This is a genomic window from Micromonospora sp. IBSANI012 (assembly GCF_052814045.1).
In genome coordinates, this window is sequence record NZ_CP199933.1 from 4,702,226 (window position 1) to 4,726,215 (window position 23,990).

Sequence of the window (23,990 nt, forward strand, 5' to 3'; positions counted from 1 at the left end):
GGGTGATACCTCAGAGTCATATTGATACCTGAGAGGTATCACGCTCACACCGGAACTTGTCCCTTGACCGCGAGCCTCAGCGGATGGGGTGACCGGCGGCCTTCAGCGCGTCCTTGACCTCGCCGACGGTCAGCTCGCCGAAGTGGAAGACGCTCGCCGCGAGCACCGCGTCGGCGCCCGCGTCGATGGCCGGCGGGAAGTGCGCCACCTCGCCGGCGCCGCCGCTGGCCACCACCGGCACGTCCACCACCGCGCGGACCGCCTGGATCAGCGCCAGGTCGAAGCCGGCCTTGGTGCCGTCGGCGTCCATCGAGTTGAGCAGGATCTCCCCCGCCCCCAGCTCGGCGCCGCGCCGCGCCCACTCGACCGCGTCCAGGCCGGTGCCCCGGCGGCCGCCGTGGGTGGTCACCTCGAACCCGCTGGGCGTGGTGCCCGCCGGTGCCCGGCGCACGTCCAGGGAGAGCACCAGCACCTGCCGGCCGAACCGGTCGGCGATCTCGGCGATCAGCTCCGGGCGGGCGATCGCGGCGGTGTTCACCCCGACCTTGTCCGCGCCGGCCCGCAGCAGCGTGTCGACGTCGGCGGCCTGCCGTACGCCGCCGCCCACGGTCAGCGGGATGAAGACCGACTCCGCGGTGCGCCGGACCACGTCGAGCATGGTCCCCCGGTCGCTGGAGGAGGCGGTGACGTCGAGGAAGGTCAACTCGTCCGCGCCGGCCCGGTCGTACGCCGCGGCCAGCTCCACCGGGTCGCCGGCGTCGCGCAGGTCGAGGAAGTTGACCCCCTTGACCACCCGCCCGGCGTCCACGTCCAGACACGGAATCACCCGTACCGCCACCGTCATGTGGCGAGCCTATCCAACGGACACGGGGCGGCGACCGGCCTGTGAGGCCGGCCACCGCCCCGCGTCGGATCGGGACTCACACCCGGACGAGCATCTTGCCCAGGTTCTCGCCGCGCAGCAGGCCGAGGAACGCCGCGGGGGCGTTCTCGATGCCGTCGACGACCGTCTCGTCGTACGAGAGCTTGCCGTCGCGCAGCCAGCCGGAGACGTCCCGCACGAACTGCTCGCGCAGGTTGCCGTGGTCACTGACGAGGAAGCCGCGCAGCGTGAGCCGCTTGCCGATGACCATCGCCAGGTTGCGCGGGGCGGCCGGCGGCTCGGTGTCGTTGTACTGCGCGATCATGCCGCAGATGGCGGCCCGGCCGTGCAGGTTCATCGCCGAGATCGCCGCCTCCAGGTGGTCACCGCCCACGTTGTCGAAGTAGACGTCGATGCCGTTGGGGGCGGCCGCCTTGAGCGAGTCGCGTACCGGGCCGTCGTGGTAGTCAAAGGCGGCGTCGAAGCCGAGCGCCTTGAGCCGCTCGACCTTGGCCGCCGAGCCGGCGCTGCCGACCACGTGCCCGGCGCCCTTGAGCTTGGCGATCTGGCCGACCAGGCTGCCGACCGAGCCGGCGGCGGCGGAGACGAAGACGCTCTCCCCCGGCTTCATGCCGGCCACGTCGAGCAGCCCGGCGTACGCGGTCAGACCGGTCATGCCGAGCACGCTCAGGTACGCGCTCACCGGCGCGATGGTCGGGTCGACCGGGCGGGCGGCCTCGGCGTCGAGCAGCGCGTACTCCCGCCAGCCGAGGCCGTGCAGCACGGTGTCGCCGACCTTGACGCCGTCGGCCTCGCTGGCCACGACCTCGCCGACCGCGCCGCCGTCGAGCGGCGCCCCGAGCTGGAACGGCGGGACGTACGACTTCACGTCGTTCATCCGCCCCCGCATGTACGGGTCGACCGACATGAACTGGTTGCGGACCACGATCTGGCCCGGGCCGGGCGTCGGCACCTCGGTCTCGACGAGGCGGAAGTTGTCGGCGGTCGGCCAGCCCTGGGGGCGGGAGGCCAGGTGGATCTCACGGTTGGTGCTCACGGGGGTCGTCCTTTCGTACGCGGGGATCAGGGCCGGGCGGCGCTCAGGCCGCGGCGGCCTCGCGGACGGTGAGGGCGACCTCGATGTTGCCGCGGGTCGCGTTGGAGTACGGGCAGACCTGGTGGGCCTGCGCGACCAGCTGCTCGGCGGCGGTGCGCTCGACGGCGGGCAGGTCGACCAGGAGGGCGACGGTCAGGCCGAAGCCGCCGCTGCCGTTCGGGCCGATGCCGACCTCGGCCTCGACCACCGAGCCGGAGACGTCGGCCTTGGCCCGGCGGGCGACCAGGCGCAGCGCCGAGTGGAAGCAGGCCGCGTAGCCGGCGGCGAAGAGCTGCTCGGGGTTGGCCGCGCCACCGGCGCCGCCCATCTCCTTCGGGATCGCCAGGTCCAGCTCGACGCTGCCGTCGGAGGTGCGGACGTGGCCGTCGCGGCCGTCGCCGCTGGCGAGGGCGGACGCGGTGTAGAGCACCTGCATGGTCACTGCTCCTTCTGTCGGTGGATCGTCTCGGTGACCCGGGTGAGGGTGTCGCGCAGGGCGATCAGCTCGGCCTCGGTGAGGCCGGTGGCGCGGGCGACCTGCAGCGGCACCTCGTCCATCCGCTGCCGCAGGGCCCGACCGTCGGCGGTGAGCCCCACCTCCACCCGTCGCTCGTCGCGCGCCGACCGGGACCGGACCACCAGGCCCGCCGCCTCCAACCGCTTGAGCAGCGGGGAGAGCGTGCCGGAGTCCAGCCGCAGCGCGGCGCCGAGGTCGGAGACCGTGGGGGCGTCCTCGCGCTCCCAGAGCACCAGCAGCACCAGGTACTGCGGGTAGGTCAGGCCGACCTCGTCGAGGATGGGCCGGTAGACGTCGGTGAGGGCGCGCGACGCGGCGTAGAGCGCGAAGCACACCTGTCGACGTAGCACCAGATCATCGGTCACCGGGAAACCGTAGCCCACGATTGAATTGTGCACAACCGATCTGGCCAGGATGTGGCCCCGACCACCCGGCCGCCCGGGCGGGACGGCCGGGGTCAGCGGTCGCCGAGCCAGGCCTCCAGCTCCACCTCGACCAGCTGGTCGGGGTCGAGCAGGCCGGCCACCACCACCATCGTCGCCGCCGGACGGACGGCCCCGAACACCGCGTTGTGCGCCCGGCCCACCTCGTCGGCGTAGCTCCGGTCGGTCACGTACAGCCGGGTCCGGACCACGTCGCCCGGCCCGGCGCCCACCTCGGCGAGGGCGTCCAGCCCGATCCGCAGCGCCTGCGCGGTCTGCGCCGCGGCGTCGCCGACGTGCGTCACCCGACCGTCCACGGTCGACGTGCACCCCGCCGTCCAGGCCAGGTCGCCCGCCCGGACCACCCGGGCGTAGCCGTAGACGGCCTCCCACGGGCCGCCCGAGCCCAATCGGGTGACGGTCACGCGGCGGCCAGCGTTTCCAGCGCCTGGGCCACGGTGAACGCGCCGGCGTAGAGCGCCTTGCCGGCGATCACGCCCTCCACCCCGATCGGCTCCAGGGTGGCCAGCGCCCGGAGGTCGTCCAGGGTGGACACGCCGCCGGAGGCGATCACCGGGGCGTCGGTGCGCGCGCAGACCTCGCGCAGCAGGTCCAGGTTCGGCCCGCGCATGGTGCCGTCCTTGGTGATGTCGGTCACCACGTACCGGGCGGCGCCCGCCTTGTCCAGCCGCTCCAGCACCTCCCACAGGTCACCGCCGTCGCGGGTCCAGCCCCGGGCGGAGAGGGTACGACCGCGCACGTCCAGCCCGATCGCGACGCGGTCGCCGTACTCGCCGCAGACCCGGTCGCACCACTGCGGGTCCTCCAGCGCGGCGGTGCCGATGTTCACCCGGGCCGCCCCGGTGCCCAGCGCGGCCTGCAACGACTCGTCGTCCCGGATGCCGCCGGAGAGCTCCACCTTCACGTCGAGCTGCCGCACCACCTCGGCGAGCAGGTGCGCGTTGGAGCCCCGACCGAACGCCGCGTCCAGGTCGACCAGGTGGATCCACTCGGCGCCGTCGGCCTGCCAGGCCAGCGCGGCCTCCAGCGGGTCGCCGTACGCGGTCTCGCTGCCGGCGGCGCCCTGCACGAGCCGGACGGCCTGGCCGTCGGCGACGTCCACGGCGGGCAGAAGGGTGAGGCTCAACTTCTCTCTCCTCGCATCAGATCCGACGGTCCAGCGCGATCACGACGATCGCCGGCAGGACCAGCAGCAGCAGGACGACCAGCACCAGGCGCAACGCCAGATCGTCGACGAACGTCCAGATCCCGAACAGCGCGGCCAGGCTCAGGCCGGCGATCGCGGCCCGCTCCCCCCGGCTGCGGCGGCCCAGCCGGCCGGTGCGACCCCGCCGCCACTGCGGCGTCAGCCGGCGTACCAGCGTGCGGGTGCGCTGCCGGCGGGCCAGCCGGCGCTGGCGCACGACGCGTTCCCGGGCGGCCTCGGCCTCCCGGACGGCGCGGCGGCGGGCCCGCTCCTTGCTCACGCCGTGCCCCGCGGCGCCCCGGCGACCGCAGTGCCCCGCCCCGGGCCGACCGGCTCCGCCAACTCAGCCAACCGTGGCCAGCCAGTTGCGCAGGAGGGCGGCACCGGTGTCGGCCGACTTCTCCGGGTGGAACTGGGCGGCCGACAGCGCGCCCCGCTCCACCGCAGCGACGAAGTCGGTGCCGTGGTGGGCGGTGGTGACCATAGCACCGGCGGCGGCCAGCCCGGCGACGTCGTTCACCCCGTACGAGTGGACGAAGTAGAACCGGCTGTCGGCGGGCAGCCCGGCGAAGAGCACCGAGCCGGCCGGCGCGTCGACCGTGTTCCAGCCCATGTGCGGCAGCCGCTCGGCGGGCAGTTTCGTCACCCCGCCGGGCAGCAGCCCGAGCCCCTTGGTGACCACGCCGTGCTCGTCGCCGTGCTCGAAGAGCACCTGCATGCCGACGCAGATGCCCAGCACCGGCCGGCCGGCGGCGACCCGCTCGGCGATCACCGGGCCGGCGCCGAGCGCCTCGATCCCGGCCATGCAGGCGGCGAAGGCGCCCACGCCCGGCACCACCAGGCCGTCCGCGTCGGCGGCGGCGGCCAGGTCGTCGGTGACGGTCACCTCGGCGCCGGCGCGCTCCAGCGCGCGCTCGGCCGAGCGCAGGTTGCCCGAGCCGTAGTCCAGCACCACGATCCGCCTGGTCATCAGCCCTCCCCGGGAAGCAGCCAGAGCACCCCGCCGACGGTGGCGAGCGTGGCCAGCAGCGCCATCAGGACCACCGCGCCGCGCGGTGCCCCCTGCCGGTGCAACGACCAGGTCCCGCCGGCCAGCACGCCGGCCAGGATCAGCAGCAGCGTCGGCAGCACCGGCCCCATCAGAGCTCTCCTTCATTCGCGACTTCGGGGCTCCGCTGCGCTGCACTCCTCGCGCTCATCAGAGCGCACCCTTCGTGCTGGGCACCACGCCCGCCGAGCGCGGGTCGATCGCGGTGGCCTCGCGCAGCGCCCGGGAGACCGCCTTGAACTGCGCCTCCACCACGTGGTGGGCGTCCGGGTGGCCGCCGGGGCGGGCCGCCCGCAGCACGTCCACGTGCAGGGTGATCCGCGCCGACTGGCCGAAGGACTCCCAGATGTGCCGGGTCATGCTGGTGGGGTAGACCGGGCCGATGTACGGGGCGAGCGCCGGCTCGTCGTGCAGCACGTACGGGCGGCCGGAGAGGTCGACGGCGGCCCGGACGAGGACCTCGTCCATCGGCACGGTGGCCGAGCCGTACCGCCGGATGCCGGCCTTGTCCCCCAGCGCCTGGTCGAAGGCGGTGCCCAGGGCCAGCGCGGTGTCCTCCATCGTGTGGTGGGCGTCGATCTCCAGGTCGCCGACGGTACGCACGGTGAGGTCGAAGCCGCCGTGCCGGGCGATCTGGTGCAGCATGTGGTCGTAGAAGCCGACGCCCGTGCTGATCTCGGCCTGGCCGGTGCCGTCGAGGTCGATCTCGACCAGCACCTTGGTCTCCTTGGTGATCCGCTCCACCCGGGCGGTGCGACTCATGTCAGCGTCTCCATAGCGGTGAGAAAGGCGTCGGTCTCGGCCGGGGTGCCGGCGGTGACCCGCAGCCAGCCGGGCAGGCCGACGTCACGGACCAGCACGCCCGCGTCGAGCAGGGTGCGCCAGGCGACCGCCTGGTCGCCGGCCACCTGGAAGAGCACGAAGTTGGCGTCGCTGTCGGCGACCCGGTGGCCGCGGGCGCGCAGCTCGGCGACGATCCGGTCGCGCTGGGCCTTGATCGCGTCGACGGTGCCGAGCAGGGCGTCGCGGTGGGTCAGCGCCGCCCGGGCGGCGGCCTGGGTGAGCGCCGAGAGGTGGTACGGCAACCGGACCAGCTGCACGGCGGCCACCACCGCCGGGTCGGCGGCCAGGTAGCCCAGCCGGCCGCCGGCGAAGCCGAACGCCTTGCTCATCGTCCGGGTGACCACCAGCCGCGGGTGGCCGGGCAGCACGGCCAGCGCGCTGACCGTGCCGGGGCGGGCGAACTCGGCGTACGCCTCGTCGACCACCACCATGCCGGGGGCGGCGTCGAGCACCGCGGCGACCACCTCCGGGTCCAGCGCGGTGCCGGTGGGGTTGTTCGGCGAGCAGAGGAAGACCACGTCCGGCCGGTGCTCCCGCACCTGGGCCACCGCGTCGTCGACGCTCAGCCCGAAGTCGGCGCCCCGCACGCCCGGCACCCAGCCGGTGCCGGTGCCCAGCGCCAGCAGCGGGTGCATCGAGTACGCCGGGGTGAAGCCGAGCGCGGTGCGCCCCGGGCCGCCGAACGCCTGGAGCAGCTGCTGCTGGATCTCGTTGGAGCCGTTGGCCGCCCAGACCTGCTCGACGGTGAGCCCGTGGCCGAGGTACGCCGCCAGGTCGGCGCGGAGCGCCACCGCGTCCCGGTCCGGGTACCGGTTGAGGTCGCGCAGCTCCGCCGCGAGGGCCTTGCCGATCGCCTCGACCACCGGCTCGGGCACCGGGTACGAGTTCTCGTTGGTGTTCAGCCGCACCGCCACGTCGAGCTGCGGCGCCCCGTACGGCCGCAGGCCCCGCAGGTCGTCGCGGAGCGGCAGATCGTCCAGGGTGGTCACGCCGGCCCCCCGGGGAAGCGGGCCGCGACGGCCTGGCCGTGCGCCGGCAGGTCCTCCACGTTGGCCAGGGTCACCACGTGCGGGGCCACCTCGCGCAGCGCGTCCTCGGTGTACTCCACGAGGTGGATGCCGCGCAGGAAGGACTGCACCGACAGCCCCGAGGAGTGCCGGGCGCAGCCGCCGGTGGGCAGCACGTGGTTGGAGCCGGCGCAGTAGTCGCCGAGCGACACCGGCGACCAGGCGCCGACGAAGATCGCGCCGGCGTTGCGGACCCGCATCGCCCACGCGCGGGCGTCCACGGTCTGGATCTCCAGGTGCTCGGCCGCGTACGCGTCCACCACCCGCAGCCCGGCGTCGAGGTCGTCCACGAGGACCACGCCGCTCTGCTCGCCACTGAGCGCGGTGGTCACCCGCTCGGCGTGCTTGGTGGCCGGTACCTGCCGGGCCAGCTCCCGCTCGACCGCCTCGGCCAGGTCGACCGACGGGGTGACCAGCACGCTGGCGGCGAGGGGGTCGTGCTCGGCCTGGCTGATCAGGTCGGCGGCGACGTGCGTGGGGTCGGCGGTGTCGTCGGCCAGGATGGCGATCTCGGTCGGGCCGGCCTCGGCGTCGATGCCGACCACGCCGCGCAGCAGCCGCTTGGCGGCGGTGACCCAGATGTTGCCCGGACCGGTGATCATGTCGACCGGGTCGCAGTGCGCGCTGCCCTCGGCGTCGACCGCCGCGCCGTACGCCAGCATGGCCACCGCCTGGGCGCCGCCGACGGCGTACACCTCGTCGACGCCGAGCAGCGCGCAGGCCGCCAGCACCCGCGCGTCGGGCAGGCCGCCGTTGTCCTGCTGCGGCGGGCTGACCACCACCAGCGAGCGCACCCCGGCCGCCTGGGCGGGAACCACGTTCATCACCACGGTCGACGGGTACATCGCCAGGCCGCCGGGGACGTAGAGGCCGACCCGGTCGACCGGCACCCAGCGCTCGGTCACCGTGCCGCCGGCGACGACCTGGGTGGTGTGGTCGGTGCGTCGCTGGTCGGCGTGCACCCGGCGGGCGCGCGCGATCGACTCCAGCAGCGCGGCGCGCACCTGCGGGTCGAGCGTCCCCTCGGCCTCGGCGATCGCCTCGGCCGGCACCCGCAGCACCGCCGGGGAGACCCCGTCGAACCGCTCGCTGGCCTCCCGGATCGCCGCGTACCCATGCTCCCGGACCGCCTCCACGAGCGGGCGGATCCGCTCGACGGCCACGGAGACGTCGAGCTGGGCACGGGGCAGCAGGCGGCGCGGGTCACGGACACCGCCGCGCAGGTCGATCCGATTCAACACCCTTGCGAGTCTAGGCGGCTTCGTCGGGATCTTTCCGCGCCGCCCGTACCGCGGGAGGCGTGAGCCGAGCCACGCCGCGGGCATCCGGTCGGGCTAGGCTCGACGGGTGACTGCGCGGCTGCCGGTGTTCCCGCTCGCAACGGTGCTCTTTCCCGGACTCGTGCTGCCGCTGCACATATTCGAGGAGCGTTACCGCGCCCTGGTGCGCCACCTGGTCGGGCTGCCCGAGGGGGCGCCCCGCGAGTTCGGCGTAGTGGCGATCCAGGCCGGCTGGGAGGTCGCCCCGGCGCCCGGCCGGTCGACCCCGGGCGGCGGTGACGTGACGCTGCACGAGGTGGGGTGCACCGCCGAGCTGCGGCAGGTCACCGAGCTCGACGACGGCGGCTTCGACATCGTCACGGTGGGCAAGCGGCGGTTCCGGATCGCCGATGTGGACCGCTCCGCCGCGCCGTACCTGACCGCGCAGGTCGAATGGCTGCCCGAGCCGGGCGGCACCGACGAGGTCGCCGAGCTGCTCGCGGCCCGGGTGATCGCGGTCTTCCGGCAGTACCTCGGGCTGATCCGGCCCGATCCGGAGGAGATCTCCGAGCAGCTGCCGGAGGACCCGACCGTGCTGTCCCACCTGGTCGCCGCGACGGCCGCGCTCACCGTGGCGGACCGCCAGCGACTGCTCGCCATCGACGACACCGCCACCCGGCTCCGCGCCGAGCTACGGCTGCTCAACCGCGAGGCGGCTCTGCTGCGCCAGGTGCGGGCGGTTCCGGTGCCGCTGTCGGAGCTGGCGTCGCCCCCGGCGCCCAACTGAGGTCGCCGGGCTCCGGCTCCGGGCGCAGCGACGGCCAGCGGGACCAGCCGGCCAGCAGGGTGTACGTCACGGCCGCGGCGAACGCCGGCAGCAGCAGGTCCCCGAAGGGCACCGGCAGGAGCCCGAAGAGCCACTCGATCCCCCCGGCGCGCAGGTCGGCCGGCTTGGTGAAGGCGGTGCCGTCCGGGGCGTTTTCCAGCAGCCGCTGGTAGCCGGAGAGCCCGACCCGGCGGCCGACCTGCCAGGCGACCAGCGCGGCGCCGAGCGCGCCGAGCGCCGCCCCGGCGAGCACGGCGGGGCCCCGGCGGCGGCGCAGCACGACCCAGAGCCCGACCGCGGCGAGCAGCCCGAAGCCGAGCCCGAGCAGGCTGAACCAGCCGTCGGCGGCGATCGGCTGCTCCGGCTGCGGCTGGGCGTAGATGGCGCCCTCGGCGGTCTTCAGCACCGGGGTGTCCGGGGCCACGGCGGCCCAGAGCAGCCCGAGCGGCACGCCCAGGACGGTCAGCCCGAGCACGGTGGCGAGGGTCGCCGCGACGGGCCGGCGGGGCCGGTCGGCGGGCTGCTCCGGAAGGCCGGCGTACGCCGGGGGCCAGGACGCGGCCGGTCCCGGTCCGCCCGGGTACGGCCAGGGGCCACCGCCCGGCGTGGCCGGCTCGACCGGGCCCGGCTCTGCGGGCGATCCGGCCTCGGGCGCGCCGGAGAGCGGCGTCCAGCCGTCATCGACCGAGCGGGCCGGCGGGGCGGGGCCGGCGGGCGCGGCGGCACGGTCCGGCTCGTCGGGACGGTCGACGGACCGGTGCGGATCGGGGGTGTCCGGGCTCACCCGGTGATCCTCTCAGGCGGGGCGACGACGCGGGGCGCCGGTGGCCGGACAGCCTCTCAGCGGGCGAACGGCTCCAGCATCACCGCGGCGGCGCGCAGCCACGCCTGCCGGGTCTCCGGCTGGAGCTGGTGGTACTCGATCGAGGAGCCGGTCTCCAGCGCCGGGTCGTACGGCACCACGGCGACGGCCCGGGTACGGGTGGCGAAGTGCCGTTCCAGGTCTTCCTGGAGCTGGGAGCGGCCGGGCGTCGGGCAGGAGATCAGGGTGACCGCGTTGTCGGCCAGCTCCCCCATCCCTTCCTCGTGCAGCAGGTCCAGCATCCAGTCCGCGCTGAACGCGGCGTCCTCGCGCGGCACGGTGGTCACCACCAGTTGGTCGGCGGCGTGCATGACGGTGCGCCAGTTGGCGCTCTCCACGTTGTTGCCGGTGTCCACGCAGACCACGTCGTGGGTGCGGCGCAGCAGCTCCAGCACCCGCTTGACGGTGAACTGGTCCAGCCGCTGGGCGAACCGGGGGCTCTCCTCGCCGGCCAGCACGTCGTACGAGCCGTCGGAGGCGTGCCGCAGGTAGTCGTCGAGGGACTCCAGCAACTCGGCGCCCTCACGGATCTCGATGTGCGCCAGGTCGCTGATCAGGTGCCGGATCGTCCGGGCGTGCCGGGCGCTGCCGGCGCGCAGCCCGAGGGTGCCGCGCAGCTCGTTGTCGTCCCAGGCCAGCACGCCCCGGCCGCGGACGCTGCCGACGGTGGCCGCGGCGAGCACGGTGGCGGTGGTCTTGTGCACCCCGCCCTTGGGGTTGGCGAAGGCGAGCACCCGGGGCGTGCCGAGGTCGCGGCGCAGCACGCCGGCGGCCCGCTCCTGCTCGTCCTGCGGGGCCTGCGGGCGCCACTCGATCCGGGCCGGTTCGATCCGCGCCGGCGCGTAGCCCCGGTCGGCGGTCACCGCCGGCGGGTACGCCGGCTCGGCGGGCACGGCCGGCTCCGGCGGATAGGTCGGCTCGGGCCGGTACGACGGCTGCTGCGGGTACGCCGGTTCGGCCGGGGCGTAACCGGGTCGGTAGCCGTCGTCGAGCAGCGGGGCGTACCGCGACTCGACCGGCGGGGGCTCGTGCCGGTAGCCGTTGTCCAGCAACGCGTAGCGGGACTCCGCCGTCGGCTCGGGCGGGTAACCGGGCTCGGCCCGGTAGGAGGGCTCGGGCGGGTATCCCGGCTCACTCCGGTACGACGGCTCGGGCTGGTACGACGGCTCCACCCGGTACGCCGGGTCGACCCGGTAGGTCGCCTCGGCCCGGTAGCCGGGGTCGGCGCCGTACCGGGGCTCGACGGGCGGCACGGCGGCGGAGGCCCGGCCGGACCAGCCGGTGCCCGGCCCGCGCCGAGGCAGCGACTCGCGCGCCGGTGGCGGCTCCTCGGGGCGGTGGTCGGCCTCCGCCGGCTCGCCGGCGCGACCGCCGAGCCGGGCACGGTCGAGCAAGGCCCGCCATCGCGGTGCCGGTTCGGCCGACCGGCCCCAGCCGGTCTCGGTGCCGTCCAAGGCTCGCCCTCCCCGCCCATCGATCTCCGCCTGACAGGCTACGAACGAAACCCTATTCGGACCACACCTGTCGCCGCACATCCCCCATGGGCAATCCTCACCCGCCCGGCGCCGATCCACCCCCGCCGCCGGTGTCCGGCGAGGTCGGAGGCGGTGTGGGTGCCCGCGAGCCGGCCGATCCGCCGGGTGAGGGATCGATCACGTCCCGTGCCTGTTCCGACGAAACGCCCACCGACGAGGGCTCCAGCGCGCTGTCGGCCGGCGGTCGCACCACGTCCCGCTGTTCGGGCAACGGCGGCAGGACCACCGCCCGGTCCAGCCGGCGCAGCTCCGGGGCCGGGTCCACCGCCCGCACCCCGGGCCGGCCGGCCAGCTTCCGCAGCACGGCCGGGTCGGCGCGCACCACCGCCGCGTAGACGCACGCGCACCCCGCCCGGTACGCCCCCGCCTCCCGCGCGGCGACCTCCGCGCCGGTGGCGTACACCCGCCGTAGCTCACCCTCGGCGGTGCCGGCGGCGCGGGCGCGCTGGTCGGCGGCCTCCCGGTCCTTGCGGTCGGCCACCGCCGCCATCCCGGCGACCACGTCCTGCGGCAGCAGCTGCGCCGCCAGGCGGACCACCTCGGTCTGCCGGTCGGGCAGCGGCACCCGCGTCACCACCTCGGAGACCGGCGCGTCGGCGAGCACGCCGGGCAACTGCGCCGGCGCCAGGTAGCCGGTGAACGAGACCAGCGCGTACGTGCCGGACGGTGGATCGGACGGCGGCAGCGCGGCCAGTTCCGCCGCGGCGGCGCGCACGTACTCGGGAATCCGGTCGCCGGGCCGCACCCCGACCCGGGTGACCTCGCCGACCGTGCGGTCACCGACCGGCTCCTCCCGGCGCCCCGCCCAGCCGGCGGTGAGCAGCACCGCCCCCACCGCGACGAGCGCGGCCGAGGTCAGCCAGCGCGGCCGGGCACGGCCGGGCCGGCCCACCGGCGGTGTCGGCCGGTCGGCCGGTGGCGGTACGGCGGCGCTCACCGGCGCGGGCCCCCTGTCGGCTCGGATCGGGTGCGGTTCGGTCGGCTCGGACCGGGTGCGGTCAGTCGCGCAGGATCGCCAGCGCCCGGGCCAGGTCGTCCGGGTACTCGCTGACGAAGGTCACCTCGTCACCGGTACGCGGGTGCAGGAAGCTCAGCGAACGGGCGTGCAGCCACTGCCGGCCCAACCCGAGTCGGGCCGAGAGGGTGGGGTCGGCGCCGTAGGTGATGTCGCCCACGCAGGGGTGCCGCAGCGTCGAGAAGTGCACCCGGATCTGGTGCGTGCGGCCGGTCTCCAGGCGCACGTCGAGCAGGCTCGCCGCCGGGAACGCCTCGATGGTGTCGTAGTGGGTGATGCTCGGCTTGCCGCCGGAGACCACCGCCCAGCGGTAGTCGTGGTGCGGGTGCCGGTCGATCGGGGCGTCGATGGTGCCGCGCAGCGGATCGGGGTGCCCCTGCACCACGGCGTGGTAGCGCTTCTCCACCTCGCGGTACTTGAACGCCCGCTTCAACGCGGTGTACGCCTGCTCGCTCTTGGCCACCACCATGATGCCGGTGGTGCCGACGTCGAGCCGGTGCACCACGCCCTGCCGCTCGGCGGCGCCGCTGGTCGAGATCCGGTGCCCGATGGCGGCGAGGCCGCCGATCACGGTCGGCCCGGTCCAGCCGGGGCTGGGGTGGGCGGCCACGCCGACCGGCTTGTCCACCACCACGATGTCGTCGTCGGCGTGGACCACGGTGAGGCCCGGCACCGCCTGCGGCACCACCGTCGGCGGCGCGACCGGGGCGGGCAGGGTCACCTCCAGCCAGGAGCCGGCCTTCACCTTGTGCGAGTTGGGCCGCGCGGTCCCGTCGACCAGCGCGTCACCGGCGTCGACCAGGGCCGCCGCGGCGGTGCGGGAGAGCCCGAAGAGCCGGGACACCGCCTGGTCCAGGCGCATGCCGTCGAGCCCGTCGGGGACGGGCAGGGAACGCTGGTCACCGCCACCGGCGGCGAAGGCCGAGGTCACGCCCGCTCCCGGGGCTGGGCGCCGGTGGCGTCCCGGTCGCCGGCCGCGGCGTTCTCAGCGGCGCGTTGCGTACCGGCCCGGCTGCCGTCGCGCTGGCGACCGGTCAGTTCGAGCAGCACGGCGAGGAGCACCCCGGAGACCAGCGCGCTGTCGGCCAGGTTGAACACCGGCCAGACCTGCCCGTACGGGTCGAAGAGGCTGACCATGTCCACCACGTGCCCGACGAAGTGACCGGGGGCGCGGAAGATCCGGTCGGTGAGGTTGCCCAGCGCGCCACCCAGCACCAGGCCGAGGGAGACCGCCCAGGGCAGGGAGCGCAGCCGGACCGCCATCCAGACGATCCAGCCGACCACGCCGATGGTGATCAGCGGGAAGACCCAGGTGTGGTCCGCGCCGATGCTCCAGGCCGCCCCGCTATTGCGGGTCAGGGTCAGGTAGACGGCGCCGCCGAGCAGGCGTACCGGCCCCCGGTCGTCGAGCGTGACCAGCGCGAGGTGCTTGGTGAACAGGTCGGCCAGCAGGGCCGCGAGGGCGATGCTGACCAGGACCACGACCGCCTTGCGGCGAGGCGTACCGTCGCCCGGCTCAGCGGTGCCGGATCCGGCGGTCGGTGCTGTGGTCATCGACTCCCCATCGACTGTCCGACGGTGAGCGGTTCACCGTCTCGCGTGTGTCACCGGGGAGCGGACGTCAGCGCCGCTCCTCCAGCTGCTTGCAGGTCACGCAGAGGGTCGCCGACGGGAAGGCGGCGAGCCGCTCGACCGGGATCGGGTTCCCGCACCGCTCGCACCACCCGTAGCCACCCTCGTCGAGGCGCTCAAGGGCCCGCTCGACCTGCGTGATCCGTTCCCGGATGCTGTTGGCGAGGGAGATCTCCTGCTCGCGCTCGAACGTCTTGGTGCCGGTGTCGGCCTGGTCGTCCCCGGCCGAGTCGGTCAGCCGGTCGCGCTGCAGCTCGGTGATCTCGCTCAGCGTCTGATCGTACTCGGCTCGCAGCTCGTCCCGTCGGGCCGCCAGGGCCGCCCGGATCTTCTCGGTCTCCGCCGCGCTGCGGGTGGCCTTCACCGCAGGCTTGCGGCCGGCGGTCCTGGTGTCGGCTGGCTTCGCCATCGTCAGCTCCCTCAGCCGCGTAGCGCGGCGGTCGGCGGTGTCCGGGCAGGGGTCACCGGCCTGGCGTCCCCCACGTAACAAAACGGGCGCACGGCAACGAGGGCCGCGCACTCCGGAGGTTGGCAAGAATACGGAACGTACAGGCGTCCGACAACGTGGCGCACCGTCGTACCGCTATTCAGCCCCTAGTAAGCCCTAATTGGGGCAAAGGGAACGCTAGCAGATCAGCCATCGCGATCCTCGCCGTACTCGCCAAACCACCTGGCCAGTCGACCCCGCCGACTGACCGCCCGCAGCCGCCGCTCGACCTCGTCCCGCACCCCGGCGGTCGCCACGATCAACAGGCTGTCGCCCGCCTTGAGCCGGGTGTCCGGGCCGGGCACGAAACCCGCCCCGTCGCGCAGCACCAGGGTCACCGAGGCACCCACCGGCAACCGCAGCTCGTCGACGTGCACCCCGGCCAGCCGGGAACCCGGCGGCACCTCCAACTGGAGCAGGTCCGCCCGCATCCGCTCCAGCGGCGCCGTCTCCACCCGGATCTCGGCCAGCTCGGCGGGCGCGGTCACCCGCAACCGGCGGGCCGCCGGCGCCAGCGTCCCCGCCTGCAACAGCGTGAAGATCACCACCAGGACGAAGACCGCGTCGAAGAGCCGGTCCGCCCCGGGCACCCGCTCGGAGAGCGGGATGGTGGCCAGCACGATCGGCACCGCCCCGCGCAGCCCGGCCCAGGACAGGAACGCCTGCTCGCGCAGGTTGACCCGGAACGGCAGCGCGGCCACCAGCACCGACAGCGGCCGGGCCAGCAGCAGCAGGGCCAGGCCGGCGACCACCGCCGGCAGCACCGCCGCGTCCAGCCGGCTGGGCGTGGCCAGCAGCCCGAGCAGCACGAACAGCCCGATCTGGGCCAGCCAGGCCAGCCCGTCGGCGAAACCCAGAATGGCCTGCCGGTGCGGCAGCCGGGCATTGCCGAGCAGCACCCCGGCCACGTACACGGCGAGGAAGCCGGAGGCGTGCAGCACCGCCCCGGCGGCGTACGCCAGCACGGTGAAGCCGACCGCGGCGATCGGGTAGAGCCCGGACGAGGGCAGCGCCGCGCGGCGCAGCGCGAAGCGGCCGGTCAGCCCGGCGGCGAGCCCGACCGCCGCCCCGACGCCCAGCTCGTAGCCGACCAGGAACACCTCGTACCACCACGGGTGACCGCCCTCGGCGCCGCGCGAGAGCAGCACCACCAGGATCACCACCGGGGCGTCGTTCATCCCGGACTCGGCCTCCAGCGTGGCCACCAGCCGGGGCGGCAGGCGCAGCCGGCGCAGCGTGGCGAAGACCGCCGCCGCGTCGGTGGAGGAGAGCACCGCGCCGTAGAGCAGGGCGAGCCGCCAGTCCAGGCCGAGCAGCAGGTGCACCACCAGGCCGACGACCAGGATGCTGACCAGCACCCCGACCGTGGACAGGGCGGCGGCCAGCCCGAGCACCGGGCGCAGGGTGCTCCACCGGGCGGTCAACCCGCCCTCCGCGATGATCACGATCAGCGCGCAGAAGCCGAGCACCCGGGTCAGCTCGGCGTCGTCGAAGCGGATGCCGAGGCCGGCCTCCCCGATCGCCACCCCGAGCGCCAGGTAGACCAGCAGACTCGGTACGCCGAGACGGGTGGAGAAGCGGACCGCGCCGATCGCCACCAGCAGGACGGCGGCGCCGAGCAGCAGCCCGAGGTCCAGCCCCGGCGTCACGGGCCACCGACCCGCAGCGCCCTCACCCGTCCGATCCGTCGCGCAGCCGGCGGAGCACGTCGGTCAGCCCGGGGGCCGGACGCTCGACGGTGAACAGCTTGTCGCGGCTGGCCGCGCCGGTGCGCAGCGACACCGCGGCCGGTCGTACGCCGAGCGCGCCGGCCAGCGCCTTCCGGGCCGCCTCGGTGGCCCGCCCGTCGACGGCCGGCGCGTTCACCGCGATCACCAGCGCGGGGCCGTGCGGGCCGTCGAAGCGGCCGCCGACGCGGGCGCGGGAGGCGCCGGGCTTGACGCGTACCGCCACGGTGAGCGGCTCCCCGGTGGGCATCGACGCGACTCAGCCGGGTCGGGTGTCGGCGAGCAGGGCGGTGTCCGGCGCGCAGTCCGCGCAGGGGGTGAAGCCGAGCGAGACCGCCTCGGAGACCGGCAGCGGCTCGTCGTCCCGGCCGAGCAGGTGGGGGCAGGAGCGGAGGTGGTAGCGGGGGCGGCCGTCGACGACCCGCACCTCGGTGTCGAGCCGGGCCACCCACGCGGCGTCGGCGGGGGACACGTCCTGGGCCTCCGGTTCGTCGTCGACCGCGGCCTGTTCCGCCGCCCAGCCGCCGGCCGCTCCGTCGCGCCAGGGGCCCGGCGCCGGACTCACCGAGTCCCACGGGCTCTCGGCCTGCGGCTCCCACGGGTCGGCGTCGCCGGTCACCGGCGGCTCGGGCGGTTGCCGCCACCCCTCGCCACCGGTGCCGCTCGTCGTGGGAACGTGCTGGACGGGGATCTCCGGCTCCACCGGGGCGTAGGGCTCCGGCGGGGTCGTGACGCGGGGCGTACCCGCGAAACCCCGGCCCGCGCGCGGCCCGGGCCGGTCCGTCGTCGCCTTGGTGGCGGCCACCTGGCGGGCGCCCGCGACCAACGCGACGGCGGCCAACAGGCTGGCCGCGATGGAACTGATCAACAGGGTGCTGGAGCCGTCAGCGAGACCGAGCACCAGCAGTACGACCGCAATGAGGATGAGCAGCAGACTTGCGACTATCACGGCTCACCCCCGCCGCGTCGTGTCGGTGTGGCGCGGTCGGCGACCGTCGGGCGACGGCCGCCGACCGTGGATCAGCGACCGGCTTCGAGAGCGCCGGAGCGACCGCCGCCGTACGAGCCGGCGAGGCTCGGGGCGGCCAGCCCGTTGCCGGTGGCGGCGCGGCTGCCCTCGGCGCGGGTCATCTCGGCCTCCAGGCCCTGGCCCCGGCCGTCGAGGTCCCGCAGCTGGCTCTCCAGGTACGCCTTGAGCCGGGTGCGGTACTCGCGCTCGAACTGCTTGAGCTCCTCGATGTGCTTCTGCAGCGCGGTGCGCTTGGCGTCCAGGCCGCCCATGGCCTCCTGGTGCCGCTGGCGGGCGTCCCGCTCGAGGGCGTCGGCCTTGGCGCGCGCCTCGCGGGTGACCTCCTCGGCCTTGGACCGGGCCTCGGAGAGAAGCTGGTCGGCCTCGCGGCGGGCGTCCGACACGTGGTCGTCGGCGGTGCGCTGGGCCATCATCAACACCCGCAGCGCCTGCTGCTCGCCGTCGGCGCCGCCGGCGGGGCCACCGGCGGAGCGGACCTGCTCCAGCTCGGCCTGCATGGCCCGGGCGGCCTGCTCGGCCGCGGCCTTGTCGCGCTGCACCCGGTCGAGCTGGGCCTTGACGTCGTTGAGCTCCGCCGCGAGACGGGCGTCGCCGCCGGGGCCGGCGGGAGCGCCACCACGGCCGCCGCGCTCCACCTGGGCGCGCAGCTCGTTGTTCTCCTCGATCAGACGGGCAAGCTCACGCTCGACCTCGTCCAGGAAGGCGTCGACCTCCTCCTCGTCATACCCCCGCTTGCCGATCGGCGGCTTTTTGAAGGCGACGTTGTGGACGTCGGCCGGGGTCAGCGGCATCGAAACTCCTCGGGTCAGTTGCGGCCGCGTAGCGGGCTGGGCCACCGGACGTTCATCCGATGATCAACCGCTTCAACACGAACTCCATCAGCACGAACAGGATAACCAGGAGCACAAGGGAGGCCAGGTCGATGCTCACGGTACCAATTCGCAGTGGAGGGATCACACGCCTCAACGCCTTGAGAGGCGGATCAGTGACGCTCCACACGGATTCCAGTCCCACCGACGCCCCGCGTCCCGGTTGCCAACGGCGACCGTACTGCAGGACGGCGCTGAGGACGAATCGGGCCAACAGCACAATCAGGAAGAGATACAGGAGCAGGTACAGCGCTTGGAGCACGATCGACAACACGGCAGGCGACGTCCCTCGGTCGGGCGGACTTAGCTCAGGCTGAAAAAGCCGCCCTCAGCGATCTTGGCCTTGTCCTCCGCGGTGACCTGGACGTTGGCCGGTGAGAGCAGGAACACCCGGTTGGTCACGCGCTCGATCGTACCGCGCAGCCCGAACGCCAGCCCGGCGGCGAAGTCCACCAACCGGCGGGCGTCCGCCTCGTCCATCTCGGTGAGGTTGATGATCACCGGAACGCCGTCGCGGAAGTGCTCGCCGATGGTGCGCGCCTCCCGGTAGGTGGTCGGGTGCAGCGTGGTGATCTGGTAGCGCTGCTCCTCCTCGGCCACCACCGCGCGCTCGCGCGGCTGGGTCTGCGGAGCCAGGGCCAGGTTGTCCCGCGTGTGGTACGTCAGCGCACCCGAGGTCTCCCCCGCGCCGGACCGGGTGATCGAGCGGACGCTGGACCGCTCGACCCGCTCCGGACGCTCGTCGTCGGCCCGGTCGGCCTCCATGGCCCGGCTCGCGCCGCGCTCGCTCAGCCGGCCCCGCTCGCCGAGCCGCGGGCGCGGCGCCGGCGGCTCCTCCGACTCGTCCTCGTCGTCGGCGAACTCCTCGGAGTACCGGCTCGACCGGTACCGCGAGTCGCGGTAGCCCGGCTTGTCGTAGCCGTCGTCGTAGGCCCGCTCGTCATCCTCCTCGACGAGACCGAGCCAGACCCCCGCCTTGCGCAGTGCACCCATCCCGCGCCCTTCCGTCCGCCGTGCGGCACGCACCCCCGTGCCGTGTCGCCTGATCACGAATGGACAATCCATGCCCACCGGATCGGAGCGGCAATCCCCCGACAGGCGATTCGCGGCCGCCCGCCGTGGCCCCCGACAACGGGACGCCGTTCCTGAAACAACACAGATGTAATTTGCTTCTATCGCAGTCAGGCTACCGCAGCGTGGGACGCATTCCGAGCAACGCGCTGCCGACGCGGACATGTGTCGCGCCATATTCGATGGCCGGTTCGAGGTCGCCGCTCATTCCGGCGGAGAGCGCGGTGGCCTCCGGGTGCCGGTCGCGGAAGCGCGCCGCCACCTCGGCGAGCCGGGCGAACGCCCGCTCCGGCTCCCAGCCCAGCGGCGCCACCGCCATCAGCCCGGCCAGCCGCAGGCCGCCGGCCCCGGCCAGCGCCTCGGCCACCGGGCCCAGCCCGCGGTCCGGGTCGGCCGAGTCCGGCAGCGCGCCGCCGCGCGCCGGGTCGCCGTCGATGCTCACCTGCACCAGGGCGTCCAGCGGCCGGTCCCGGCCGGCGGACGCGGCCGCGTCCAGGGCCCGGGCCAGCCGGACGCTGTCCACCGAGTGCACGACGTCGGCGTAGCGGACCACCGAGCGGGCCTTGTTGCGTTGCAGCTGGCCGATGAAGTGCCAGCGGACGGCCACCCCGGCGGCGGCCACCTCGGCCGCCTTCGGGGCGGCCTCCTGGTCGCGGTTCTCCCCCACGTCGGTCACCCCGAGCCCGGCCAGCGCGACCACGTCGCCGGCCGGGTACGTCTTGGTGACCGCGATCATGGTGACCTCGGCGCGGTCCCGTCCGGCGGCGGCGCAGGCGTCGGCGATCCGGGCGCGGACCCGGGCCAGCCCGGTCGCGAGTTCGGCACGCCGGTCGGGCCGTACCGTGGCTGGTTCGTCGGTCATCGGCGGAGCTCAGGAACCGTTCTTGAGGAAGTCGGGCACGTCCACGTCGTCGAAGAGCACCCGGCGCGGCGACTGCTGCTGGGCCGGCAGGGTGGTCGGCGGCGCGACCGGCGGGTTCTGCGGCGCCGGCTGGTTCTGGTTGGTCTTGCGCGGCGCCTCGGCCGCCTTGTACGACGGCGCGCCGCCGTCGAAGCCGGCCGCGATGACGGTGACCCGGACCTCATCGCCCAGCGCGTCGTCGATGACCGCGCCGAAGATGATGTTGGCGTCCGGGTGCGCCGCGTCGGTGACCAGCTGGGCGGCGTCGTTGATCTCGAACAGGCCGAGGTCGGAGCCGCCGGCGATGGAGAGCAGCACGCCCCGCGCGCCGTCCATGCTCTGCTCCAGCAGCGGGCTGGAGATGGCCGCCTCGGCCGCCTCCACCGCGCGGTTCTCGCCGCGGGCGCTGCCGATGCCCATCAACGCGCTGCCGGCGCCGCTCATCACGCTCTTGACGTCGGCGAAGTCCAGGTTGATCAGACCCGGCGTGGTGATCAGGTCGGTGATGCCCTGGACACCGGAGAGCAGCACCTGGTCGGCGGTGCGGAAGGCGTCCATCATGGAGATGTTGCGGTCGCCGAGCGCCAGCAGCCGGTCGTTCGGGATGACGATCAGCGTGTCGCACTGGTTGCGCAGCTCGTCTATGCCGGACTCGGCCTGCACCTGGCGGCGCTTGCCCTCGAAGGAGAACGGCCGGGTCACCACGCCGATGGTGAGCGCGCCGAGCTTGCGGGCGATGTTCGCCACCACCGGCGCGCCACCGGTGCCGGTGCCGCCGCCCTCGCCGCAGGTCACGAAGACCATGTCGGCGCCCTTGAGCACCTCCTCGATCTCGTCGCGGTGGTCCTCGGCGGCGTTCTTCCCGACATCCGGGTTGGCGCCGGCGCCGAGGCCCCGGGTCAACTCCCGGCCGACGTCGAGCTTGACGTCTGCGTCACTCATCAGCAGCGCCTGCGCATCGGTGTTGATCGCGATGAACTCGACGCCCTTGAGCCCAACCTCGATCATCCGGTTGACGGCGTTGACGCCGCCGCCCCCGATGCCGACGACCTTGATGACCGCCAGGTAGTTGTGCGGAGGTGTCATCTCCGGTCCTTTCCCTTCGAGATTGGCATCGCCCCGACCGGGTACGGCGTGGCCAGACCAACGATCGACGACAGCTGTCACCACAGAGGATCAGGAATAAACCCTCACCCTCTACTAGAGGCTTACAGTTATGTCAACCACTGATCCTCTTCGGGGCAACGTAAGCGCCCCCACGCCGAGAGCCAAGGACCTGCCCGGCGTGTCGCCGCCCTTAGCGGGACGGCTCACGTCCGGCGGCACCGATCACTTGAAGGTGACCACGTCGGGCGCGCTGACGTCGATCGTGTCGGCCTTGCGACCCAACAGCGCGGTGGCCACCCGCGCCTTGTCCGCCCCCCGGGTCGCGTCACCCCAGATGACCGTCCGATCGCCACGGAGGGTGAGGCTGATCCGGGCCAGCCCCTGCACCGTGAGCTCGGTCAGCTCCGCGCGCAGCGGCGGGGTGAGCACCGCCAGCACCTCCAGCGCGGCCCGGGTGCCGGGGTCGTCCGGGCCGGGGGTGGCCAGCCGGACCACCGGCAGGCCGTCGGGGGCGCGCGGCACCGTCTGGAACACCACCCCGTCGGCGTCGAGCACGACGAACTGCCCGTCCCGGGGCACCGCCGCGACCCCGGTCCGCTCCACCACCGTCACCACCAGCGTGCCCGGCCAGTCCCGGGTCACCGTGGCCCGCTCGACCGGGGCCAGCGCGCCGATCCGGCGGCCGGTCGCGGCCAGGTCCACCCGAGCCAGCGGGACCCCGTCCGGCACCCCCGCGGCCTCCCGCACCTCGACCGGGGTGACCAGCTCCGCGCCGACCACCCGCACCTCGCGGACCCCGAACAGCCCGGTGCCGAGCACCGTCCAGGCGACCAGCGTGGCCACGGCGAGCACCGCGGCGGCCACGGCCCAGGGCAGGGCCGCGCGCATCCGCCGCTGCCGCGCCCGGGCCATGAACCGCCGGGTGGACGGCGGGACCGCGTCGCTGCCGGCCCGGACGAGCTGCCAGCGCCGGACCGGGTTACGCCGGGGGCCGCCGCCGTCCGTGCCGGCGGTACGGCCCCGCGCCGGACCCGGGCTCATCCGGCGGCGGAGGCCGCGCCGTCCGGGTCGACGGCCACGCCGAGGGCCGTCGGATCGGCGGCGCCGCCGGAGGCCCGCGCGGTGAGGGCGTCGATCAGCTGGTCCCCCATCAGGGAGATGGGCGGGGCGCCCATGGTCACCACCACGTCGCCGGGGCGGGCCCGTCGGGCGACCTCGACCGGGGCGTCCTCCCACGAGTCGACGAACACCTTGTGCGCGGCGTCCAACGGCACCGCCTCGACCAGGGCCGCGGACCCCTCGCCGGGCTGGCGCAGCTCGCCCGGCCCGAAGACCTCCAGCAGCACCAGCTCGTCGGCGATGCCCAGCGCTGCGGCGATCTCCGCCTGGAGGTCCCGGGTGCGGTAGAGCCGGTAGGGCTGGAAGACCACGATCAGCCGGCCGTCCCCGGCCACCTCGCGCAGCGTCTGCAACGCCAGCGTCATCGAGGTCGGGTGGTACGCGTACTCGTCGTAGACCAGGACGCCGTCCGCGACGCCCTTGCGCTCGAAGCGCCGGCGTACGCCGGGGAAGGCGCCCAGCGCCACCTCGGCCGCCTCGACGGGCAGCCCCAGCAGGTACGCGGTGAGCACCGCCGAGGCGCTGTTGAGCCCCATGTGCCGCCCCGGCACCGGCAGCCGGATCTCGCCCAACGAGTGGCCGTCGATCCCGGCCAGGAAGCGCACCCCCTGCGCGGTGGAGGCCATGTCGTCCAGCCGCAGGTCGGCGTCGGGAGACAGGCCGTAGGTGTGCACCCGGCGGCCCTCCGCGCGCAGCGTCTCGGCCAGCCGGCGGCCGCCCGGGTCGTCGGCGCAGGTGATGATGAAACCCTCGGGGTCGGTGAGCCGGGCGAACTCGGCGAAGGTCGCCTCCAGGTTGGCCAGGTCGCCGTAGGTGTTGAGGTGGTCCGCCTCGATGTTGGTGATGATCGAGACGTACGGGCGGTAGATCAGGAACGAGCGGTCGCTCTCGTCCGCCTCGACCACGAAGTACTCGCCGGTGCCGTGGTGCGCGCCGGAGCCGACCTCGGAGATCTCCCCGCCGATGACGAAGGACGGGTCCGTCCCGGCCTGCTGGAGCACCATGGTGACCATCGAGGTGGTGGTGGTCTTGCCGTGGGTGCCGGCGACCGCCACCGTCCGGCGGCCGGTCATCGCCGCGGCGAGGGCCTCGGAGCGGTGCAGCACCCGCAGGCCGCGCCGGCGGGCCTCGACCATCTCCAAGTGGTCCTGCGGGATGGCCGAGGAGTAGACCACGGTGTCCACGCCGTCGAGGTTGCTCGCCTCGTGGCTCATGTGGATCGTCCCGCCGAGCGCCCGCAGCCCGGCCAGCGACGGCCACTCGCGCAGCTCGCTGCCGGAGACCGGCAGGCCACGGGTGAGGAAGAGCCGGGCCAGGCCGCTCATGCCGACCCCGCCCACCCCGATCAGGTGGATCCGGCCCAGGTCCTCGGCGGTGAGCGTGCCGGCCGGGGTGAACTGCGCGGTGTTCATGCCAGGTACCTTCCCGTCGCGGTGGCCGGCGTCGCCGCGCCACCGTCGTTCGCGACTGCGGGGCTCGCAAGCTCAC

29 protein-coding genes are annotated in these 23,990 nt (G+C 74.5%); 1 reads left to right on the top strand and 28 read right to left on the bottom strand.

The features are described from left to right. Positions 1-76: 76 nt before the first annotated feature. From hisF to hisD, 12 genes are all read right to left on the bottom strand, one after another. Positions 77-844, bottom strand: coding sequence for an imidazole glycerol phosphate synthase subunit HisF (gene hisF, locus ACTWM8_RS21615; protein ID WP_446210632.1), 768 nt, complete (start codon positions 842-844; stop codon positions 77-79). Between the two features lie 76 nt (positions 845-920). After that, the gene (locus tag ACTWM8_RS21620; RefSeq protein WP_446210633.1) at positions 921-1,919 is read right to left on the bottom strand and encodes an NADP-dependent oxidoreductase; all 999 of its coding nucleotides are present in this window, start codon (positions 1,917-1,919) and stop codon (positions 921-923) included. 43 nt (positions 1,920-1,962) lie between these two features. Continuing rightward, the gene (locus tag ACTWM8_RS21625; RefSeq protein ID WP_446214623.1) at positions 1,963-2,394 is read right to left on the bottom strand and encodes an organic hydroperoxide resistance protein; all 432 of its coding nucleotides are present in this window, start codon (positions 2,392-2,394) and stop codon (positions 1,963-1,965) included. A 2-nt stretch (positions 2,395-2,396) separates the two neighbouring features. Then, on the bottom strand, positions 2,397-2,840 hold the full coding sequence (locus ACTWM8_RS21630) for a MarR family winged helix-turn-helix transcriptional regulator (RefSeq protein ID WP_446210634.1): 444 nt from the start codon (positions 2,838-2,840) through the stop codon (positions 2,397-2,399). A gap of 92 nt (positions 2,841-2,932) precedes the next feature. Next, positions 2,933-3,322 carry a RidA family protein gene (locus ACTWM8_RS21635; protein WP_446210635.1) on the bottom strand — a complete coding sequence of 130 codons (390 nt, stop codon included), beginning with the start codon at positions 3,320-3,322 and terminating at the stop codon, positions 2,933-2,935. Next, positions 3,319-4,044 (bottom strand): bifunctional 1-(5-phosphoribosyl)-5-((5-phosphoribosylamino)methylideneamino)imidazole-4-carboxamide isomerase/phosphoribosylanthranilate isomerase PriA, encoded by a 726-nt coding sequence (priA, locus tag ACTWM8_RS21640; RefSeq protein ID WP_238449452.1) that lies wholly within the window; start codon positions 4,042-4,044, stop codon positions 3,319-3,321. The genes ACTWM8_RS21635 and priA overlap by 4 nt, the downstream gene beginning before the upstream one ends. A 16-nt stretch (positions 4,045-4,060) precedes the next feature. Further along, the gene (locus ACTWM8_RS21645; RefSeq protein WP_346539313.1) at positions 4,061-4,384 is read right to left on the bottom strand and encodes a hypothetical protein; all 324 of its coding nucleotides are present in this window, start codon (positions 4,382-4,384) and stop codon (positions 4,061-4,063) included. A gap of 63 nt (positions 4,385-4,447) precedes the next feature. Then, positions 4,448-5,074 (bottom strand): imidazole glycerol phosphate synthase subunit HisH, encoded by a 627-nt coding sequence (gene hisH, locus ACTWM8_RS21650; RefSeq protein ID WP_446210636.1) that lies wholly within the window; start codon positions 5,072-5,074, stop codon positions 4,448-4,450. Next, positions 5,074-5,244, bottom strand: a complete 171-nt coding sequence (locus tag ACTWM8_RS21655; RefSeq protein ID WP_172894262.1) for a hypothetical protein — start codon at positions 5,242-5,244, stop codon at positions 5,074-5,076. Before ACTWM8_RS21655 ends, hisH begins: the two co-directional genes overlap by 1 nt. Positions 5,245-5,302: 58 nt before the next feature. Continuing rightward, positions 5,303-5,914, bottom strand: a complete 612-nt coding sequence (hisB, locus tag ACTWM8_RS21660) for an imidazoleglycerol-phosphate dehydratase HisB (RefSeq protein ID WP_358008740.1) — start codon at positions 5,912-5,914, stop codon at positions 5,303-5,305. After that, positions 5,911-6,984, bottom strand: a complete 1,074-nt coding sequence (locus ACTWM8_RS21665; protein WP_446210637.1) for a histidinol-phosphate transaminase — start codon at positions 6,982-6,984, stop codon at positions 5,911-5,913. The genes hisB and ACTWM8_RS21665 overlap by 4 nt, the downstream gene beginning before the upstream one ends. Then, a complete protein-coding gene (gene hisD, locus ACTWM8_RS21670; protein WP_446210638.1) occupies positions 6,981-8,303 on the bottom strand; it encodes a histidinol dehydrogenase in 1,323 nt (440 codons plus the stop codon). The genes ACTWM8_RS21665 and hisD overlap by 4 nt, the downstream gene beginning before the upstream one ends. Positions 8,304-8,409: 106 nt before the next feature. On the opposite strand from hisD, the gene ACTWM8_RS21675 reads away from it, so the two are divergent. Next, positions 8,410-9,108: an LON peptidase substrate-binding domain-containing protein gene (locus tag ACTWM8_RS21675; protein ID WP_446210639.1), complete on the top strand. Its 699-nt coding sequence runs from the start codon at positions 8,410-8,412 to the stop codon at positions 9,106-9,108. Here ACTWM8_RS21675 and ACTWM8_RS21680 read toward each other — a convergent pair. The 16 genes from ACTWM8_RS21680 to murC all read right to left on the bottom strand — a co-directional run bounded on the left by ACTWM8_RS21680 (position 9,023) and on the right by murC (position 23,914). Beyond that, positions 9,023-9,931, bottom strand: a complete 909-nt coding sequence (locus ACTWM8_RS21680; RefSeq protein ID WP_446210640.1) for a DUF2567 domain-containing protein — start codon at positions 9,929-9,931, stop codon at positions 9,023-9,025. The two genes, ACTWM8_RS21675 and ACTWM8_RS21680, sit on opposite strands and share 86 nt — an antisense overlap. A 56-nt stretch (positions 9,932-9,987) precedes the next feature. After that, entirely contained in the window at positions 9,988-11,463 is a 1,476-nt protein-coding gene (locus tag ACTWM8_RS21685; protein WP_446210641.1) for an AAA family ATPase, read from the bottom strand. A 97-nt stretch (positions 11,464-11,560) separates the two neighbouring features. Beyond that, on the bottom strand, positions 11,561-12,481 hold the full coding sequence (locus ACTWM8_RS21690; RefSeq protein WP_446210642.1) for a hypothetical protein: 921 nt from the start codon (positions 12,479-12,481) through the stop codon (positions 11,561-11,563). A gap of 61 nt (positions 12,482-12,542) precedes the next feature. Further along, a complete protein-coding gene (locus ACTWM8_RS21695; RefSeq protein WP_346539296.1) occupies positions 12,543-13,490 on the bottom strand; it encodes an RluA family pseudouridine synthase in 948 nt (315 codons plus the stop codon). Beyond that, complete coding sequence (gene lspA, locus ACTWM8_RS21700) at positions 13,487-14,113, bottom strand: signal peptidase II (protein ID WP_446210643.1); 627 nt, start codon at positions 14,111-14,113, stop codon at positions 13,487-13,489. The genes ACTWM8_RS21695 and lspA overlap by 4 nt, the downstream gene beginning before the upstream one ends. Before the next feature lie 67 nt (positions 14,114-14,180). After that, entirely contained in the window at positions 14,181-14,600 is a 420-nt protein-coding gene (locus ACTWM8_RS21705; protein ID WP_154943859.1) for a TraR/DksA family transcriptional regulator, read from the bottom strand. Positions 14,601-14,824: 224 nt separating this feature from the next. After that, entirely contained in the window at positions 14,825-16,327 is a 1,503-nt protein-coding gene (locus ACTWM8_RS21710; RefSeq protein ID WP_446210644.1) for a potassium/proton antiporter, read from the bottom strand. Positions 16,328-16,349: 22 nt separating this feature from the next. Beyond that, positions 16,350-16,655, bottom strand: a complete 306-nt coding sequence (locus ACTWM8_RS21715; RefSeq protein ID WP_210774742.1) for a DUF167 domain-containing protein — start codon at positions 16,653-16,655, stop codon at positions 16,350-16,352. Between the two features lie 9 nt (positions 16,656-16,664). Continuing rightward, on the bottom strand, positions 16,665-17,354 hold the full coding sequence (locus tag ACTWM8_RS21720; RefSeq protein WP_446210645.1) for a hypothetical protein: 690 nt from the start codon (positions 17,352-17,354) through the stop codon (positions 16,665-16,667). A 71-nt stretch (positions 17,355-17,425) separates the two neighbouring features. Continuing rightward, positions 17,426-18,226 (bottom strand): DivIVA domain-containing protein, encoded by an 801-nt coding sequence (locus tag ACTWM8_RS21725; RefSeq protein WP_446210646.1) that lies wholly within the window; start codon positions 18,224-18,226, stop codon positions 17,426-17,428. 52 nt (positions 18,227-18,278) lie between these two features. Beyond that, positions 18,279-18,578 (bottom strand): YggT family protein, encoded by a 300-nt coding sequence (locus ACTWM8_RS21730; protein WP_238452142.1) that lies wholly within the window; start codon positions 18,576-18,578, stop codon positions 18,279-18,281. A 29-nt stretch (positions 18,579-18,607) separates the two neighbouring features. Continuing rightward, positions 18,608-19,297, bottom strand: coding sequence for a cell division protein SepF (locus ACTWM8_RS21735; protein ID WP_446210647.1), 690 nt, complete (start codon positions 19,295-19,297; stop codon positions 18,608-18,610). 193 nt (positions 19,298-19,490) lie between these two features. Next, a complete protein-coding gene (locus tag ACTWM8_RS21740; RefSeq protein ID WP_446210648.1) occupies positions 19,491-20,237 on the bottom strand; it encodes a YggS family pyridoxal phosphate-dependent enzyme in 747 nt (248 codons plus the stop codon). A gap of 9 nt (positions 20,238-20,246) precedes the next feature. After that, on the bottom strand, positions 20,247-21,362 hold the full coding sequence (ftsZ, locus tag ACTWM8_RS21745; protein WP_334573038.1) for a cell division protein FtsZ: 1,116 nt from the start codon (positions 21,360-21,362) through the stop codon (positions 20,247-20,249). A gap of 243 nt (positions 21,363-21,605) precedes the next feature. Next, entirely contained in the window at positions 21,606-22,424 is an 819-nt protein-coding gene (locus ACTWM8_RS21750; RefSeq protein WP_446210649.1) for a cell division protein FtsQ/DivIB, read from the bottom strand. Beyond that, positions 22,421-23,914: a UDP-N-acetylmuramate--L-alanine ligase gene (gene murC / locus ACTWM8_RS21755; protein ID WP_446210650.1), complete on the bottom strand. Its 1,494-nt coding sequence runs from the start codon at positions 23,912-23,914 to the stop codon at positions 22,421-22,423. The genes ACTWM8_RS21750 and murC overlap by 4 nt, the downstream gene beginning before the upstream one ends. Positions 23,915-23,990 lie beyond the last annotated feature (76 nt).

What these genes read in the sequence shown, in the direction of transcription:
- ACTWM8_RS21715 (WP_210774742.1), bottom strand. Translation starts at nt 16,655, where the DNA reads ATGCCCACCGGGGAGCCGCTCACCGTGGCGGTACGCGTCAAGCCCGGC.
- ACTWM8_RS21725 (WP_446210646.1), bottom strand. Translation starts at nt 18,226, where the DNA reads ATGCCGCTGACCCCGGCCGACGTCCACAACGTCGCCTTCAAAAAGCCG.
- ftsZ (WP_334573038.1), bottom strand. Translation starts at nt 21,362, where the DNA reads ATGACACCTCCGCACAACTACCTGGCGGTCATCAAGGTCGTCGGCATC.
- ACTWM8_RS21740 (WP_446210648.1), bottom strand. Translation starts at nt 20,237, where the DNA reads ATGACCGACGAACCAGCCACGGTACGGCCCGACCGGCGTGCCGAACTC.
- ACTWM8_RS21625 (WP_446214623.1), bottom strand. Translation starts at nt 2,394, where the DNA reads ATGCAGGTGCTCTACACCGCGTCCGCCCTCGCCAGCGGCGACGGCCGC.
- ACTWM8_RS21655 (WP_172894262.1), bottom strand. Translation starts at nt 5,244, where the DNA reads ATGGGGCCGGTGCTGCCGACGCTGCTGCTGATCCTGGCCGGCGTGCTG.
- hisB (WP_358008740.1), bottom strand. Translation starts at nt 5,914, where the DNA reads ATGAGTCGCACCGCCCGGGTGGAGCGGATCACCAAGGAGACCAAGGTG.
- ACTWM8_RS21705 (WP_154943859.1), bottom strand. Translation starts at nt 14,600, where the DNA reads ATGGCGAAGCCAGCCGACACCAGGACCGCCGGCCGCAAGCCTGCGGTG.
- lspA (WP_446210643.1), bottom strand. Translation starts at nt 14,113, where the DNA reads ATGACCACAGCACCGACCGCCGGATCCGGCACCGCTGAGCCGGGCGAC.
- murC (WP_446210650.1), bottom strand. Translation starts at nt 23,914, where the DNA reads ATGAACACCGCGCAGTTCACCCCGGCCGGCACGCTCACCGCCGAGGAC.
- hisH (WP_446210636.1), bottom strand. Translation starts at nt 5,074, where the DNA reads ATGACCAGGCGGATCGTGGTGCTGGACTACGGCTCGGGCAACCTGCGC.
- ACTWM8_RS21735 (WP_446210647.1), bottom strand. Translation starts at nt 19,297, where the DNA reads ATGGGTGCACTGCGCAAGGCGGGGGTCTGGCTCGGTCTCGTCGAGGAG.
- ACTWM8_RS21750 (WP_446210649.1), bottom strand. Translation starts at nt 22,424, where the DNA reads ATGAGCCCGGGTCCGGCGCGGGGCCGTACCGCCGGCACGGACGGCGGC.
- hisF (WP_446210632.1), bottom strand. Translation starts at nt 844, where the DNA reads ATGACGGTGGCGGTACGGGTGATTCCGTGTCTGGACGTGGACGCCGGG.